Source organism: Clostridium sp. Marseille-P3244 (genome assembly GCF_900120155.1).
In the GTDB taxonomy this organism is placed as follows: Bacteria; Bacillota; Clostridia; order Lachnospirales; family Lachnospiraceae; genus Mediterraneibacter.
Genome location: NZ_LT635548.1, coordinates 163,709 through 178,715, shown reverse-complemented (window position 1 = coordinate 178,715; position 15,007 = coordinate 163,709). Strand labels below are relative to the sequence as shown.

At 47.9% G+C, this 15,007-nt stretch carries 17 protein-coding genes; 14 read left to right on the top strand and 3 right to left on the bottom strand.

Annotated elements, in window-relative coordinates:
- Positions 1-23: 23 nt before the first annotated feature.
- From BQ7367_RS00825 to BQ7367_RS00815, 3 genes are all read right to left on the bottom strand, one after another.
- Entirely contained in the window at positions 24-701 is a 678-nt protein-coding gene (locus BQ7367_RS00825) for a helix-turn-helix domain-containing protein (RefSeq protein WP_072523737.1), read from the bottom strand.
- A 97-nt stretch (positions 702-798) separates the two neighbouring features.
- Positions 799-1,566, bottom strand: a complete 768-nt coding sequence (locus BQ7367_RS00820) for a hydroxypyruvate isomerase family protein (protein ID WP_072523736.1) — start codon at positions 1,564-1,566, stop codon at positions 799-801.
- A gap of 28 nt (positions 1,567-1,594) precedes the next feature.
- Positions 1,595-2,617: a LacI family DNA-binding transcriptional regulator gene (locus BQ7367_RS00815; protein WP_159431604.1), complete on the bottom strand. Its 1,023-nt coding sequence runs from the start codon at positions 2,615-2,617 to the stop codon at positions 1,595-1,597.
- A gap of 322 nt (positions 2,618-2,939) precedes the next feature.
- Here BQ7367_RS00815 and BQ7367_RS00810 point away from each other — a divergent pair, with 322 nt between their 5' ends.
- The 14 genes from BQ7367_RS00810 to recO all read left to right on the top strand — a co-directional run bounded on the left by BQ7367_RS00810 (position 2,940) and on the right by recO (position 14,983).
- Positions 2,940-3,926: a sugar ABC transporter substrate-binding protein gene (locus BQ7367_RS00810; protein ID WP_159431603.1), complete on the top strand. Its 987-nt coding sequence runs from the start codon at positions 2,940-2,942 to the stop codon at positions 3,924-3,926.
- Positions 3,927-4,000: 74 nt separating this feature from the next.
- Positions 4,001-5,494 carry a sugar ABC transporter ATP-binding protein gene (locus BQ7367_RS00805; protein ID WP_072523733.1) on the top strand — a complete coding sequence of 498 codons (1,494 nt, stop codon included), beginning with the start codon at positions 4,001-4,003 and terminating at the stop codon, positions 5,492-5,494.
- A gap of 21 nt (positions 5,495-5,515) precedes the next feature.
- Positions 5,516-6,508 (top strand): ABC transporter permease, encoded by a 993-nt coding sequence (locus BQ7367_RS00800; protein ID WP_083588835.1) that lies wholly within the window; start codon positions 5,516-5,518, stop codon positions 6,506-6,508.
- Positions 6,509-6,544: 36 nt separating this feature from the next.
- Positions 6,545-7,426: a VOC family protein gene (locus tag BQ7367_RS00795; RefSeq protein WP_072523732.1), complete on the top strand. Its 882-nt coding sequence runs from the start codon at positions 6,545-6,547 to the stop codon at positions 7,424-7,426.
- A gap of 30 nt (positions 7,427-7,456) precedes the next feature.
- Positions 7,457-8,587: a Gfo/Idh/MocA family protein gene (locus BQ7367_RS00790; RefSeq protein ID WP_072523731.1), complete on the top strand. Its 1,131-nt coding sequence runs from the start codon at positions 7,457-7,459 to the stop codon at positions 8,585-8,587.
- Between the two features lie 21 nt (positions 8,588-8,608).
- Positions 8,609-9,526, top strand: coding sequence for a sugar phosphate isomerase/epimerase family protein (locus BQ7367_RS00785; protein WP_072523730.1), 918 nt, complete (start codon positions 8,609-8,611; stop codon positions 9,524-9,526).
- 11 nt (positions 9,527-9,537) lie between these two features.
- Positions 9,538-9,966, top strand: a complete 429-nt coding sequence (locus tag BQ7367_RS00780; protein ID WP_072523729.1) for a C-glycoside deglycosidase beta subunit domain-containing protein — start codon at positions 9,538-9,540, stop codon at positions 9,964-9,966.
- An 18-nt stretch (positions 9,967-9,984) separates the two neighbouring features.
- Complete coding sequence (locus BQ7367_RS00775; RefSeq protein ID WP_072523728.1) at positions 9,985-10,944, top strand: sugar phosphate isomerase/epimerase family protein; 960 nt, start codon at positions 9,985-9,987, stop codon at positions 10,942-10,944.
- Positions 10,945-10,961: 17 nt separating this feature from the next.
- Positions 10,962-12,641, top strand: coding sequence for a CocE/NonD family hydrolase (locus tag BQ7367_RS00770; RefSeq protein WP_072523727.1), 1,680 nt, complete (start codon positions 10,962-10,964; stop codon positions 12,639-12,641).
- Positions 12,642-12,915: 274 nt separating this feature from the next.
- Positions 12,916-13,284, top strand: a complete 369-nt coding sequence (locus tag BQ7367_RS00765; RefSeq protein WP_072523726.1) for a PadR family transcriptional regulator — start codon at positions 12,916-12,918, stop codon at positions 13,282-13,284.
- A complete protein-coding gene (locus BQ7367_RS00760; protein ID WP_072523725.1) occupies positions 13,247-13,630 on the top strand; it encodes a hypothetical protein in 384 nt (127 codons plus the stop codon). Before BQ7367_RS00765 ends, BQ7367_RS00760 begins: the two co-directional genes overlap by 38 nt.
- A 5-nt stretch (positions 13,631-13,635) precedes the next feature.
- Entirely contained in the window at positions 13,636-13,785 is a 150-nt protein-coding gene (locus tag BQ7367_RS14395; protein ID WP_159431602.1) for a hypothetical protein, read from the top strand.
- A 231-nt stretch (positions 13,786-14,016) separates the two neighbouring features.
- The gene (locus tag BQ7367_RS14525) at positions 14,017-14,301 is read left to right on the top strand and encodes a hypothetical protein (RefSeq protein ID WP_200786669.1); all 285 of its coding nucleotides are present in this window, start codon (positions 14,017-14,019) and stop codon (positions 14,299-14,301) included.
- Entirely contained in the window at positions 14,243-14,983 is a 741-nt protein-coding gene (gene recO / locus BQ7367_RS00750; RefSeq protein ID WP_235837509.1) for a DNA repair protein RecO, read from the top strand. The genes BQ7367_RS14525 and recO overlap by 59 nt, the downstream gene beginning before the upstream one ends.
- Positions 14,984-15,007: the final 24 nt, after the last annotated feature.

Genomic DNA, 15,007 nt, shown 5'->3' with positions numbered 1-15,007 from the left:
AATGTGTTTGTTTCTTTGCCGGCTCAGCCCCGCCTCCTTTCGATTTCTGCAAGTTTTTTTAGGAAGTCCGCCTCCATTTGCGCGTGTTCTTTTTCTGCCCGCAAAATCCGGTTTTCTGCCCGCAGCTTTTCGAGTTCTGACATTTCCGCTTCTGGTTTTCGTTTTCCACGTCTGTCACGAAGAGCCTCCACTCCCTGCTTCTCGTATTTTATAGTATAATTACGTGCCTGTTGGTAAGAAATCTTAAACTGTTCTGATGTCTTGGCATAATTATGATCATGGGCAATGCAGTATTGCACGATTTCGACCCGTTCATCGAAAGTGGTTTTTCTTCCTTTGGTCATGATAGCATTTCCTCCTGTTCCGGAAGCTTTCAGCTTCTCATGTCCATTATACCTCAAAACCCACTTCCTGATTGTATCTTCGGAAGGAATGTTATAGGTGACTGCCAGTTCCCTGTAAGATCCTTCTCCGTTTAGATACGCTTCAACAACATCTTTTTTAAAGGAGGCTGAATAGGATTGATTGTGCCCTGTTCTGAGGAAAGCGGATTCTCCAAATGCTTTATACTTGTTAACCCATCTTCTAAAAACGGTTTCATTCACTCCAAGTTCGCTGGCGTGTGATAGATAGGATCCGTTTCCTGAAATGTAATCTTTTACAGCCTGCAGCTTCACTTCTGGTAATATTCCTCTAGGCATAATAAAACTCCCCTCCAGATAAACAGTTTTATTATTTCAACTGTCTACCTAAAGGGGAGCATATCAAACTGCTGGATAAGCAGCTGCCCGGGTCGTTTTATTCATTTCCAGGAAAGATCTTCTTTACTGTATCCAGTGTGCTCCAGGGATCTGACTTGGGCATATATTCCAACCCCCAGCACCCGTTATAGCCAAGGCGTGAAATCTGATCGATGATGTACGGATAATCCAGTTCACCATTATAAGGCTCGATCCTTCCGGGAACGGCCGCGATATGGAAGTGGCCGATCTGATCCAGGTGTTTTTCAATCGTTGCCAGGATGTTCCCTTCCGTGATCTGCTGATGATAGATATCGAAGAGGAGCTTGACATGACTGCTCCCAACCTCGTCCAGGATGGAAAAAGCATGCTCACTTGTGCTCAGATGATATCCGGGATGGTCCACTTTGATATTAAGAGGTTCCAGAATAAGAGTGATATCATTTTTCTCCAGCGTGGGAACGGCGTCTTTGAGCACTGTTCTGAGAGCCCGGTCATGTACATCAGCCGGCACTCCTTCCGCGCTCCAGCCGGCCTGCGCGATCAGAGTACGGCAGTTGAGCCTGCGGGCTGCCCGGATTGAAGCGTCAAGTCCCTCCAGATATTTGTCGTGATCTTCCGGAATCCCCGGATTTGTGCGGAAATCTACGCAGAATGTGGAAATCTGAATCTGATGTTCTGCACATAAATGTTCTATCCGCTCCAGATCCTTGTCCCACCAGGTCCAGAATTCGATTGTGTCATACCCGTGGTCCCTCAGGACCGGGATGATGTCTTCTACAGGCGTGTCGGGAAACAGCGCGTCAGTGCATACAGAATATTTCATAAAAAATCCTCCTTCTATAAATAAAAATTCAAATAGCAAGTTCCGTGTTCTGTTTGGAAGGAACGGAAGAGTCACGTATGATTAGTTCCGTTTTCAGCAGCACCTTCTGCATGTAAGCAGTTGGGGAGCTGATGTGTTCGTGAATGATCTCTCCGGAAGTATAGCCCAGCTGAAACTGCGGCTGGTTTACGGTGGTGATTGCCGGATCACAGATGGAAGAAATATTGATGTTATCAAATCCGACGATGACCAGATCTTCGGGGACATTGATATCATGCAGCTTGGCAGCCTTCAGTGCGGCAGCAGCGACCAGATCGGAATAAGTAAAAATGGCGTCCGGCCGTGAGGCGGAGGTGAGCAGCTGACAGACGCAGGCGAATGCAGTGTCATAGTTTACTTCCGGCAGGTTGATGGTCCAGTTTGCCGAGCGGACCAGTTCGTTCTGCTCAAGAAAAGCTTCGTATCCGCGCTGGCGTTCCCGGGCGTATTTATATTTCAGAGGTCCGTTGATGAAGATGATCTTCCGGCATCCCTGAGAATAGATGTGGCTCATCACGCTGTACGCCGCCTGAAAATCGTCAATGCTGACATAGGAATATTCTTCAGAATTGTATTCACAGCACTGTACGATCGGGATCAGGGAACCGATCCGTTCGTAATACTTTTTCTCCAGGGGGGAGAGGAGGATCGTCCCGCAGGCTTTCACTGCCTTCAGAAGATTGATGAAGTTGTCCACGGACTGACCGTCCTTCAGGGCATCCTGGTGGATCAGCGTATAATAGTCATGGCTTTCCGCAGAAGATACGATGCCACGGATGATCTCACTGTAAAAGGGGTTTGTTATTTCAGGTATATTGATCACGATCAACTTCCGCGTGGGCTTCTTTTTTGTAAACCTGGGTTTATAATTCAGTTGTTCCATTGCCCGGTTGATCCGTTCGGCCGTTTCGGCCTTTACCAGCTCCGGATGATTGAGCGCCCGGGAGACAGTGGTGATGGATGTCCCGGCCTGTTTTGCGATTTCTGAAATTGATAACTTTCCTGTTGACATTTTCATAAACTCCTGAAAACATTTTTTGATATTTCTAGAAATAATGCCGTAGATGTCTCTGTTTATTATATGAAAAATACCGTAATATGGCAATAAATAAATGAAAAAAATATTGCATAAAAATTATTTTCATGAAAATTATTGAAAGTGTAGTGCGCAATGAACAAAAAATATTTATATATATTAAGCAAATAGACGATAATATTGTGACATTTGAAAAAATAATTGACAGATTAAGCAAGAAAATATATGATTTGTCATGAAAACAGCACCAAGTAATTTTCATGAAAATTATGGAAGAAAAAGGAGGCAAATGAAAAAGATGAAAAAAAGAATATTTGCGGCAGTTCTTGCTCTGACGATGATGATGTCCATGGCGGCATGCAGCAACGGGGATTCAGAAGAGAACACGACAGAAAACGAGAGCGGCGCAGAAGAAGGCGGCGACAATACCCTTAATATAGGAATGGCATGGGCGATCCTGGATGACGGACAGACAAATCTGACCAATGCCATAACGGAGAGTCTTGAAAATGACTTCCCGGACTATGAGATCGAGACGACACTGACAAACGCGGACGGAGACATCACAAAACTGATCGACGATGTGGAAAGTCTGATCGCTACAGATCCGGACATGATCTATATCATGAACTCCGTGGGAGACAGCGGAGTTATCCCGGCGATTAATGCGTGCAACGACGCGGGCATCCCGGTCGGAATCGGCGTGGCTGTTGAGGGAGATGTAGAGTACACCTACTTATATGAAGGATTCAGCAATTATGCATGCGGACAGATGCAGGCAGAATATATGGAAAGCATCTACGATGAAAATGAAGAATATAAAGTGGCGTGTATCACAGGTGATGCCGGCAACACTTCGGGAGTAGAAAGAACGGCAGGATTTGTTGAGAATTTCGTTGACAAGCATGACAATGTTGAACTTGTGATCCAGGGCGAAGGAAACTTCCTTACAGATGATTCCCAGGCGCTGGCTGAAGACTGGCTCATCTCTCATCCAGAGATCAATGTGATCGCATGTGTGAATGACGACGAGGCACAGGGCGTTATCAATGCCTGCAAGGCGGCGGGAAGAGATGATGTGATCATCCTTGGCATCGATGCCAGCGATGTCGGAACATCGAACGTAGAGTCCGGCGACCAGGCGGCTACAGTGGGTATCGATTTCGGCGGCGTTGCTTATGACTGTGCACAGGCTATGGTACAGTGCGCGACCGGACAGCTGGATACAAACGAAGTAAAATATACTACAGAAAATCTTTACCTGGTCACAAGTGAGAACGAGTAAGATCAGGCAAGAGAACGGAGAGCTGCGGAGAGATCCGCACGCTCCCCGCTTCCAGATTATTTAGGAGGAAAGCGATGGATCAAGAGACTGTATTGGAAGTGAAAGGACTATCCAAAAGCTTTTTGGGGGTGAAGGCGCTGGACGAGGTCAGCCTGGAGGTAAGGCGCGGAGAGGTCCATGCCGTGATCGGCGAGAACGGGGCCGGGAAATCTACTATGATGAATATCATCCTGGGCGACCTGCCAAAAGATGAGGGAACGATTATTCTGAAGGGAAAAGAAGTGAATTTCAAATCTCCCGCAGAAGCAATCCGTTCAGGCATTTCCATGATCCACCAGGAGATCAGCCTGATCCCGACGCTGACTGTTTCAGAAAATATATGGCTGTACAGGGAAGAAAGGTTCATGAAAGGATGCCTGATCAGCAAAAAAGACAGAACACGCGAGACAGAAAAACTTCTCAGAGAGCGTCTGAAGCTGGATATCCCGACGGAAGCGCTGGTGTCAGAGCTGACAGTGGCTCAGTGTCAGCTGGTGGAACTGGCCAGAGCGGTTTCCTGTGATTCTGACGTGATCATTATGGATGAGCCGACTTCGTCGCTGTCAGATAAAGAAGTGAAGATCCTTTTTGAAGTAATCCGCAAACTGAAGGAAAACGGGACAGCGATCATTTTTATTACTCATAAGATAGAAGAACTGCTCGGCATCAGCGACAGAGTTTCGGTATACAGAGACGGCCATTATATCGGGACAAGAGAGTGCAGTGAAACGTCCAAAGATGAACTGGTCACAATGATCATCGGACGGACGATGACAGAACAGTATCCGGAAATCAATTCCAAGAAAGAGGAAGTGATCCTGGAAGTCCGGAATCTGACCGGAGAAAAGTTCAAAGATATTTCGTTTTCAGTGAAAGAAGGGGAGATCATAGGCTTTTCAGGCCTGGTGGGCGCCGGGAGAAGCGAGACCATGAGAGGAATTTTCGGGATCGACAAAATTTCGTCCGGCGAGATTTATATCGATGGAAAGAAAGTGGCGATCCATTCGCCGAAAGATGCCGTAAAATACGGCATGGCGATGGTGACAGAGGACAGAAGGGACTACGGGATTATCAAGACGGCTTCTGTGAAAGACAACATGTCCCTGGCGGCTCTGCGCCAGTATTGTAATAGAGCGGGAATCATCAATAAAAAAGAAGAGCGGACGAAAGTCGGCGCAATGATGAAAGAAATGACAGTCAAGGCAGCCAGCATGGATATGCTGATCACGTCTCTGTCCGGAGGAAATCAGCAGAAAGCCATCATCGGCCGATGGCTCATGACAGCTCCCAGGATCCTGATCCTGGATGAACCTACAAGGGGAATCGACGTGGGAGCAAAGAGCGAGATTTATTCCATTATAGGGAAACTGGCAGAAGAGGGAATGGCGATCATCCTTGTGTCTTCGGAAATGCCGGAGATTTTGGGTATGTCGGACCGTATTTTTGTCATGCGGGACGGAAGGATCGTACTGGAATGTTCAAAAGAAGAAGCGACCCAGGAGACGCTGGGAAAGAGCGCTTTAGGATGATGAAGAAAGGAACTGGAGGAAATGAATAAAAAGAGAAGTATGGACAGTGAAAAAGTCCTGCAATTATTAATGGATAACAAGGCCATCGTGATACTGGTCATTTTCGTAGCTATCGTTTCGTTTTTAACGGATGATTTCTTCTCCAGCCGGAATCTGACCAATATTCTAAGACAGATCTGTACGTCATGTACACTTTCGCTCGGATTTACTCTCGTTCTGGCATCCGGAATGATCGATCTGTCTGTAGGTTATATGCTGGGAATGATCGGAATCGCGACGGCGATGATGTCAGTAGCGGGCGTGAGCGCCCCGGTGGTGATTATTTCGGCCCTTGCGATCGGAGGATTTTGTGGATTTTTGAATGCTTTTATCACATCTGCGTTCAATCTGGCTCCATTTATCGTAACACTGGCCACTGGAATGATCTATCAGGGTGTGAACCTGCTTCTGTGTAACTCCAGAAGTGTGGCGGGACTGCCGGACTGGTACCTGTTCTTCGGAACCGGTGAGATCGCGGGGATCCCGTTCCCGGTCATCGTCATGGTTGTACTGGTCATTATCATGGCCATTGTAGTGCAGCGGACCAAATTCGGCAGATACGCCCTGGCGTGCGGAGGCAACAGCAAAGCGGCCAGAGTCTGCGGCATCCCCACGAAAAAGATCATGTATTCCGTGTATATTATTACAGGCGTGTGCGTCGGAATGGCAGCGCTCCTTCTGACAGGAAGAACTGCAAGTGCTCAGACAGGTGCCGGAGCGGGAATGGAACTGGATGCCGTTGCTGCGGTGGTTATCGGAGGAACTCCGATGGAAGGCGGGAAAGCCAACGTATTCGGTACGCTGATCGGGTGTCTGCTGATCCAGGTTATCTCCAACTCCCTGAACCTTCTGGGCGTTGATTCCAACTGGCAGAAGATCGCGAAAGGTCTGGTCATTATTGTGGCGATCATCCTTGACAGACAGGGGACGAAACTTCTTGATATGATCAGGGTAAAGAAAGTACAGGAAGCGTAACCACAGGTAACAGAAATTGCAGGAGGCAGGAAGAAAATGAGCGTTATCAAAAATTTATTTCATATTTCGATTCAGGCAGATGATTATGAGAAGGCTCTGGAGTTTTACTGTGAAAAACTTGGATTTGAGCAGATGTTTGAACTGAATGTCGGACAGTTCAGAGAAATGCTGGATATGAGCGACGGAAAAGAGGATAAGACACAGTGGCTGACTTATCTGCGGATTGCCCCGGAGGAGTATCTGGAGATGTTTAACGGAGCGATCAATCCGCCGGAGTTTCAAAAAGAAAAGATCGTGCGACACAAGGACTCCCCGCTGGAATCTTTTGCTCTGGGATGTGACAGCCTGGAAGAGACAATACAGAAACTCAAAGAACGCGGGGTTGAGGTGACAGACGGATATATCACAGACCCGAACGGGGCCAGGATCCGGCTCGTAGAGAGGAAAGGGCATGAGGCGAAAGCGGACAGACTGTTTAACTCTCTTGCGGGAGTTTCCCTCTATGTGAACAGTCTGGAAAAGATGGAGAAGCATTTCCGGGGTATGGGCCTGGCGGCTATTGAGAAAACTAACGGCTCTGTAAAGATGGAGATCGGAGAGTTCGGTCAGTATGTGGAACTTCTGAAAGCTCCGGAGACTGTGGCGACATACGATGATGATCTTCTGGGACACATTGCCGTCCAGATATGCAGCGTGACCGATACGGTCAAAGCATGGGGGAAAAACGGACTTCACTGCTGCCCGCAGCCGTTCATGCGTGATGTGAAGGTTCCTGCTGATGATACGGCAAAAGGGAATATCGGGCTGGACAGGTGTGAGATCATCTGGATTATCTGTCCGGAAGGGAATAAAGTTGAGGTTATGGTCCAGCCGGGAAATACGATGCAGCAGGAATGGGAGCGGGAGAATCCGTTCTAGGAACAGAAATTTTTTCAGGAGGGATCAATCATGAAACAATATAGAGCAGCGGTGATAGGAGCAGGGTTTATCGGTTCGGTACACACGGAGATGCTGCGGCGTCTGGGAAACGTGGAAGTGTGCGCGCTGTGTGACGCTGTGGACGTGGAGAAAAAGGCGGTAGCCATGAATATTCCGCATGCGTACAGCGACTACCGCGCGCTGATCGATGAGGAAAAACCGGACGTGATCCACATCTGCACTCCGAACAATACCCATTACGATATCGCGAAATACGCGATAGAAAAGGGCGTTCATATCGTCTGTGAGAAACCCTTTACGACAACGGTGGAAGAGGCACAGGAGCTGGTGAATCTGGCAAAAGAGAAGGGGATAAAAGGCGTGGTCAATTTTCACAACCGCCTCTATCCCATGGTCAATGAGATGCACAGGGCCGTAGCGGACGGCGAAGTGGGGGATGTGTTCTCCGTGCACGGCGAATATGTCCAGGACTGGCTTCTGTACGATACAGATTACAGCTGGAGACTGGAGAAGGATCAGGCCGGAAAGACAAGAGCTGTGGCGGATATCGGCTCCCACTGGGTCGATCTGGCGGAGTTTGTCACCGGACAGAAGATCGTGCGGATCAACGCGGATTTTAAAACGGTTTACCCGGTACGGAAGAAACCTCTGAAAAAGGTGGAGACGTTCCAGAAGGCCGAGGCTGCAGAGTATGAGGATCTTCCCATTGACACGGAAGATATCGCCGTGATCATGTTTGAGACGGAAGGCGGGGCAGTAGGGACAGCCATTTTCTCTATGGTCACTGCAGGAAGAAAGAATACGACTACCCTGCATATCGCGGGAAGCAGGAAGTCTCTTTCCTGGACTTCAGAGGATCTGAACGATCTCTGGATCGGCTACAGAGACAAGCCCAATGAGATCCTGACAAAGGATGCGTCACTGATGCACGCAGGACCGGCGAAACTGGCATCCTATCCGTCAGGGCATATCGAGGGGTTCCCGGACGCGTTCAAAAATGTCTTCCGCCAATTCTACACGAGCCTGGAAGTTCCGGGAGATTATGATTATGCAGGCCTGGAAGACGGACTGAGAGATATGGTGCTGTGCGATAAGATTTTTGAGAGCGCGCAGAAAAAATGCTGGGTAGAGACCCGGTAAAAAGGATAAGAGGTGAAAGCAATGAAATTGGGATTTGTGACAGCAATTCTTGAAGACGAGAATTTTGAGCAGGTTGTTGATTTTGCAGCAGAGCAGAAATTCCGGTGCCTGGAAACGGCGTGCTGGCCGGTTGGAAAGGCGGAAAGACGGTATGCAGGAGTGACGCACATCGATGTTGACACACTGGATCCGAAACGCGCCGGGGAGATTCTGGCGTACTGCGGGGAGAAAGGCATTGAGATAGCAACCCTGGCATATTATCCGAATGTACTTGAAGCGGATCCGGTCAGAAGAGAGGAGATCATCAGTCATCTGAAAAAGGTTATCCTGGCCGCGGACCGGCTTGGCGTCGGGATGGTCACTACGTTTATCGGACGGGTGCAGAATGCTACGGTAGAGGAAAACCTGAAAGTGGTGGCTCAGGTATGGCCGGAGATCCTGAAGGCGGCAGAAGCCAGCAACGTCAGGATCGCGATAGAAAACTGTCCGATGCTGTTCGGAGCGGACCAGTGGCCGGGCGGACAGAATCTCTTTACAAGCCCTGCCAACTGGGACAGGATTTTTGAGATTCTCCCCAGTGAATATCTGGGAATCACTTATGATCCCTCCCATTTCGTGTGGCAGATGATGGATTATATCGAACCTATCTACAAATATAAAGACAAAATCTTCCATGTACATATCAAGGACATCAAGCTTTATCCGGAAAAACTGAAACGCACCGGCACATTGGCGTATCCGCTGGAATATATGTCTCCGAAGCTTCCCGGGCTTGGTGATGTGGACTGGGGGAAATATATGAGCGCTCTGACGGATATCGGATATGACGGTTATATCTGCCTGGAGATCGAGGACAAGGCATTTGAGAAAACAAAGAAAGATGTTTACAATTCGCTGATACTTTCAAAACGGTATATCGAAAATTTTCTGATTGATTAGGAGGTATGGTTATGTTTATGTCGCAGTTTGCGCAGTGGGACGTCTATATGGTGTGTGATGCTCCGATCCGCAATGTAAGTGTGGAGGGAATCGACTACGCATATGAGTTCTGCATCCATTATCCCACATACAGGGGGACATATTTAAGCTGCATAGAAGAACTGTATTTTGAGGTTGACGGAGAACGCGTTCCAGATGAAAGCGTGGAGTTCCATCTGAATGGAAAACAGTTCCTGCTGTCGGAGCTGAGCGAACTGTTCGCGGAGTACTGGCATATCCGGGAGGACGCAGTGATCCGTGTAGTAAATTACAAGGGACTGGAAAAAGGAAGTACGCATACGGTAAAGGCGCATATGCAGCACAGGATTCCTTACACGGGATACGAAGGCGAGTACGGAGTCGAGATTTCCGACTGTACAAAAGAATTGACGGTAGAATAATGGAAGGCGGTGGAAAATATGAGCAAAGATATTAAGATCGGGTGTTCCATTTACAGTTTTACATACTTTTATGATCTGAGACTGATGGATCTGGAAGACCTGCTTAAGACGGCCCATGAGATGGGTTATGAGGGAATAGAGATTGTCGTGGCGCAGATGGCGCCGGAATATCCGAACATTACAGACGAGTGGATCAAGAATTTCAGAGAACTTTTGGACAAGTACCAGCTTCATCTTGTATCGTGGAGCGCGTACATTGATATGGGGCTCCGCGCGGACCGTGACCTGACGGATGAGGAGATACGGGAACATACCCGCAGAGATCTCATCCTGGCGAAGAAGGCGGGGGCAGATCTTGTCCGCACCCAGCATGCAATAAAACCGGAAAATTTCCGGGCTATGCTGCCTCTGTGCAAACAGTTGGACATGAAACTGTGTATCGAGATGCACGCACCGCATCATCCGGATGTCCCGGTGTGGCAGGAATATCTGAAGATCATGGCGGAACCGGAGAGCGAGGGATATCTGGGTGTTGTGCCTGATTTTTCCATCTTCCAGTATGCTCCTCACAAGCAGATGATCGAGAATTATTTAAGAGACGGATTCCGCCAGGATAAGCTGGATAAGGTGATCGAGCTGAATAAAAAAGAGATGAGCGCAGACGAGATCATTGCAGCGGATGAGTTCACAGATTATGAGAAGACGGTGATTCGGGATATCGTGGATCATTATCAGTCCCCGGCGAAACTGGAAGATCTGAAGAAGCTGATCCCGTACGCACCATATATCCATGGGAAATTCCACTATCTGGATGAAAATTGCCACAATCCATGCATCCCTTATGAGAGGATTATTCCGATGGTAAAAGAACTGGGATTCCATGGCTATATTGCCAGCGAATACGAAGGATGGGATGCGGACGCGATGGAACAGCTGAAAAGATATGTGACACTGCTGAACCGCCTGCTTGAGGACTGAGGAGGAAGATAAAAAAGATGAATGAAGCGAAAGAGTGGAGACAGCTTTGGAGAAAGCCCCGTCCGATTACAGATCCGGAAGGGAATTATAATGGATTTCAACCTTCTGTGACAGTTCTGAAAAAGGGATATCGCCATGAGAAAGGGAATGTAGCGCTGACCTGTGATGTAATATGGGAGCGTGACGTGAAAGTCCTTTTGAGGGACGGTACGGCAATCTATACAGACATTTACAGACCGGTAACCGAAGACAAGGTACCGACAGTTATATCCTGGAGCCCTTATGGAAAATCGAATATTGATGTCCCCTGGGCCTACAATGAAAACGATCTGTCCCATCTTCAGAAAGAAGAAGGGGTTGATCCGGCAGTGTGGTGTGCCCACGGATACGCAGTGGCGCATCCGGATGCCAGGGGCGCGTATATGTCGGAAGGAAATATCTTCCACTGGGGTGAGCCGGAAGGAAAAGACATCTATGATTATGTGGAATGGCTGGCGCAGCAGGGCTGGTGCAGCGGAAATATAGGGATGGCCGGAAACTCATATCTGACCATTGCTCAGTGGTTTGCGGCGGCTCAGAATCCGCCCCATCTGAAGGCAATCGCCCCCTGGGAGGGCCAGACGGACGCGTACCGTGAGACGATCCTCCAGGGCGGGATCGCGGATCCTGCTTTCCCCAGACAGGCGGTCAGCGTAATGCACGGAAACAACTATGTGGACGACATGCCTTCGATGGCAGAAAAATATCCGTTTATGAATTCCTACTGGAGAGATAAGAGGGCACAGCTGGAAAAGATAGAGATCCCGGCTTATATCGTGGCAAGCTACACGAATCCAATCCATACCCACGGGACATTCCGGGGGTACCGGGAGATACGGTCGGAGAAAAAATGGCTCAGGATCCACAACACTCATGAGTGGGTAGATTTCTACAGACCGGAAAACCAGCAGGATCTTATGAAATTCTTTGACAGATACCTGAAAGGGATCGACAATGGATGGGAGCAGACACCGCCTGTCAGATATTCGGTGCTGGATCCGGGCGGAACAGATGAGACCAGTATCGAATCTCCGGTATTTCCGCCTGAGAATACAGAGTATGTAAAATACTATCTGAAAGGCGAAGACAGCAGTCTCGCGGTTGTTCCGTGTAGCGAGGAAAAACTGGCCTACGACGGAGCTGATCAAGACGCTGCTCTTGAATTCCGTATTACATTTGATAAAGACACGACTATCATCGGATATCCGAAAGCGAAACTTTATATGGAAGCCGAAGGCTGCCATGACATGGATGTGTTTGTGGAAGTGTCGAAAGAAAACGCTGACGGGAATCTGGTGCCATGGGATTGTACCCCTCACAACCGGTACCAGGAAGAGGTTCTGGGATTTGAAGGAAGGCTGAGAGCATCCATGCGTGCTTTGGACAGAGAGCTTTCTACGGACATCATCCCGGTGCACAGTTTTGAAAAGCCGGATTATCTCAATGACAATGAACTGGCAGAGCTGGATATCCCCATCCGTCCTTTCGGGATCAGATGGAGAGCCGGGGAGACACTGGTATTCCGTATTGGAAACGAATACAGAGCTTCTCTGAAAAATAGAAGATCTTTGGGAAAAGCAAATGAAGGGGGAAGGCACATCGTATGGTGCGGAGGGTCAAAAGCATCCTATATCCAGCTGCCGGTAATGAAAAACTAGCTGATTTTTTCAGAAGAAAGAGAAGAATGAAAACTGAATGTAACATATGTGCCATGAAAAAAGACTGCAGGCAAGCAAGCGCCGGCAGTCTTTTTATAAATATAAATCACCACACTATAAGTAAGTCTATTTGAAAAAGGCTGATGTATTTGTATGAGCTCTGTTCGAGTATAGTAGAGGACGGGGAGGATTTACTGTGAAAGAAAGATTGACGGGCTGGCTACTTTGTAATACAATATAGAAAACTATGTTGCAATACAAGGCAGGTGAAAGCATGATCCCGTCGCAAATGCTCAAAGGAACGTTGGAAGGGTGTGTGCTGGCGATTCTCAGCAGAGAGGAGACATACGGATATGAAATATCCCGCCGGCTGGAACAATATGGATTTGGCACGATTGCTGAGGGGACAATCTATCCACTCCTTCTGCGTCTTGAGAAAAATGAGGCAGTGACTGCGGTATTCCGGGAATCAGATCTGGGACCGAAACGAAAATATTATATGTTGACAGAGAAGGGAAGAGCAGAATTAAGAGATTTTTTAGAGAGCTACCGGGAACTGACCGGAGCAGTAGAAAGACTTGCTCTTGATATGGAGGGAATGTTAGATGAGCAGACGGAGAAATCAGCTGCTGGCAGAGAATAACCAGATGGAAAAAGAACTGAGCAGGGAATCTCAGGACGTGCTTACAGATATTATAGTATATCTCAGAGGAGCTGATATCAGCTATTATGAACAGGAAAGAGTGCGTCATGATATCATTCAGATGGTGATTGACGGAGAACGGCGGGGCGATGATGCCAGGACGATGATCGGAGAAGATTGCCAAGCGTTTTGTGACAATGTAATCCACGAAATACCAAAATTGAAGATCCATGAGAAAATAATGGCACAGGCACGGGACATCCTGCCGGCACTGAGCATTCTGACAGTGATCTGGTCAGATTTATTACGCGGAGTGCGTTTCAGGATCTCGGAGGATTTCGTGTAAAGTGGATGGTGTTGTTCATCGCCATTATCCTTGTATGCGTAGCAGTGGATATTTTCTTTAAAAACACGCTGTTTTTCATTCATCTTGGTCTGGCGGCAGTGATCGCGGCAGGGGTCTATGGAGTCTATAAGCTTCTGGACATCTGTACTGACTGAGCAGTATATGAACAGAGAAAGATATAGTCGGGGAAAAATTGTATGTCAAGGCGTTTTCGGTTAAAATAATATGGTATTTTTTATGCAGTATAGTGCCTGTCCAAATCGGGGAACCTAAATGATATCTCCCATAACAGCACAAAGCCGAATATGACGGAACTGGAAAATGTAGATCTGTTACTGGCAGTGCCGGGCTTCAGGGAAATAAAACACGTAAGAAGAGGTGCGCCGATGAAAGAGACATACTGGGAGCAGTTTATGATGACAGGTAAGATCGATGACTATCTGAATTATAAAAACAGCAGTTTGAACGAGCATCAGAGCGATACAGTTGCCGGAAATAACGGATCAGGGAATGAAAGGCCGTCCGGCAGGCCGCTCAATGACAGTAATTACATCAGCGCAGACCGCAAAGATATTAGAACGGAAAAGCTGTGGTCTGGCAGAAAGGAATCATGTGAATCAGATCGTACTGACCGGCATGGTACTCTCGACCATGCCGGTAGGAGAATATGACCGACGTGTGGTCATCCTTACAAAAGAACAGGGAAAGATCTCAGCGTTTGCCAGAGGAGCAAGGCGGCCGAACAGCCCCCTCGTGGGCGCTGTCAACCCTTTCTCGTTCGGCGAATTTACCATGTATGCGGGGCGGACGTCCTATACAATCCAGTCCGCCAGCATTACCAACTATTTTGCAGAACTGAGGGAGGATATGATCGGAGCTTACTATGGATTCTATTTTCTGGAGTTTGCAGATTATTATACCAAGGAGGCCAATGATGAGCGGGAGATGCTCCGGCTTCTGTACCAGACACTCCGTGCTCTTACAAATCCACACATACCAGATCAGCTGATCCGCTACATATTTGAACTGAAAGCTCTGACTGTTAATGGGCAGGCGCCCCAGGTCTTTCAGTGTGTTATCTGCGGGAATCGGGACAAGCCTGCGGTGTTTAGTCCGGCTAGGGGAGGGCTGGTGTGCGGGGAATGCGGCCAAGGTGTCATTGACGGAATGATCCTTGATAATTCGACTTTATATAGCATGCAATATATAGAATCCAGCAGTATAGAGAAGTTGTATACATTTACAGTGACAGACAAAGTGCTTGGAGAATTAGGCAAGGTAATGAGCAGACTTATGGAGGTAAATGTAGGGAGGAGATTCAAGTCTCTTGAGATACTGGAGACATTGCTGTAGCCCTTGAAAATTCTGGGTATACCC

Excerpts from the sequence above, each read along its gene's own strand:
- BQ7367_RS00760 (WP_072523725.1), top strand. The coding sequence starts at position 13,247 with ATGAGCAGACGGAGAAATCAGCTGCTGGCAGAGAATAACCAGATGGAA.
- BQ7367_RS00785 (WP_072523730.1), top strand. The coding sequence starts at position 8,609 with ATGAAATTGGGATTTGTGACAGCAATTCTTGAAGACGAGAATTTTGAG.
- BQ7367_RS00795 (WP_072523732.1), top strand. The coding sequence starts at position 6,545 with ATGAGCGTTATCAAAAATTTATTTCATATTTCGATTCAGGCAGATGAT.
- BQ7367_RS00825 (WP_072523737.1), bottom strand. The coding sequence starts at position 701 with ATGCCTAGAGGAATATTACCAGAAGTGAAGCTGCAGGCTGTAAAAGAT.
- BQ7367_RS00780 (WP_072523729.1), top strand. The coding sequence starts at position 9,538 with ATGTTTATGTCGCAGTTTGCGCAGTGGGACGTCTATATGGTGTGTGAT.
- BQ7367_RS00790 (WP_072523731.1), top strand. The coding sequence starts at position 7,457 with ATGAAACAATATAGAGCAGCGGTGATAGGAGCAGGGTTTATCGGTTCG.
- BQ7367_RS00775 (WP_072523728.1), top strand. The coding sequence starts at position 9,985 with ATGAGCAAAGATATTAAGATCGGGTGTTCCATTTACAGTTTTACATAC.
- BQ7367_RS00815 (WP_159431604.1), bottom strand. The coding sequence starts at position 2,617 with ATGTCAACAGGAAAGTTATCAATTTCAGAAATCGCAAAACAGGCCGGG.
- BQ7367_RS14395 (WP_159431602.1), top strand. The coding sequence starts at position 13,636 with ATGGTGTTGTTCATCGCCATTATCCTTGTATGCGTAGCAGTGGATATT.
- BQ7367_RS00820 (WP_072523736.1), bottom strand. The coding sequence starts at position 1,566 with ATGAAATATTCTGTATGCACTGACGCGCTGTTTCCCGACACGCCTGTA.
- BQ7367_RS00810 (WP_159431603.1), top strand. The coding sequence starts at position 2,940 with ATGAAAAAAAGAATATTTGCGGCAGTTCTTGCTCTGACGATGATGATG.
- BQ7367_RS00800 (WP_083588835.1), top strand. The coding sequence starts at position 5,516 with ATGAATAAAAAGAGAAGTATGGACAGTGAAAAAGTCCTGCAATTATTA.
- BQ7367_RS00770 (WP_072523727.1), top strand. The coding sequence starts at position 10,962 with ATGAATGAAGCGAAAGAGTGGAGACAGCTTTGGAGAAAGCCCCGTCCG.
- BQ7367_RS00765 (WP_072523726.1), top strand. The coding sequence starts at position 12,916 with ATGATCCCGTCGCAAATGCTCAAAGGAACGTTGGAAGGGTGTGTGCTG.
- BQ7367_RS00805 (WP_072523733.1), top strand. The coding sequence starts at position 4,001 with ATGGATCAAGAGACTGTATTGGAAGTGAAAGGACTATCCAAAAGCTTT.
- BQ7367_RS14525 (WP_200786669.1), top strand. The coding sequence starts at position 14,017 with ATGAAAGAGACATACTGGGAGCAGTTTATGATGACAGGTAAGATCGAT.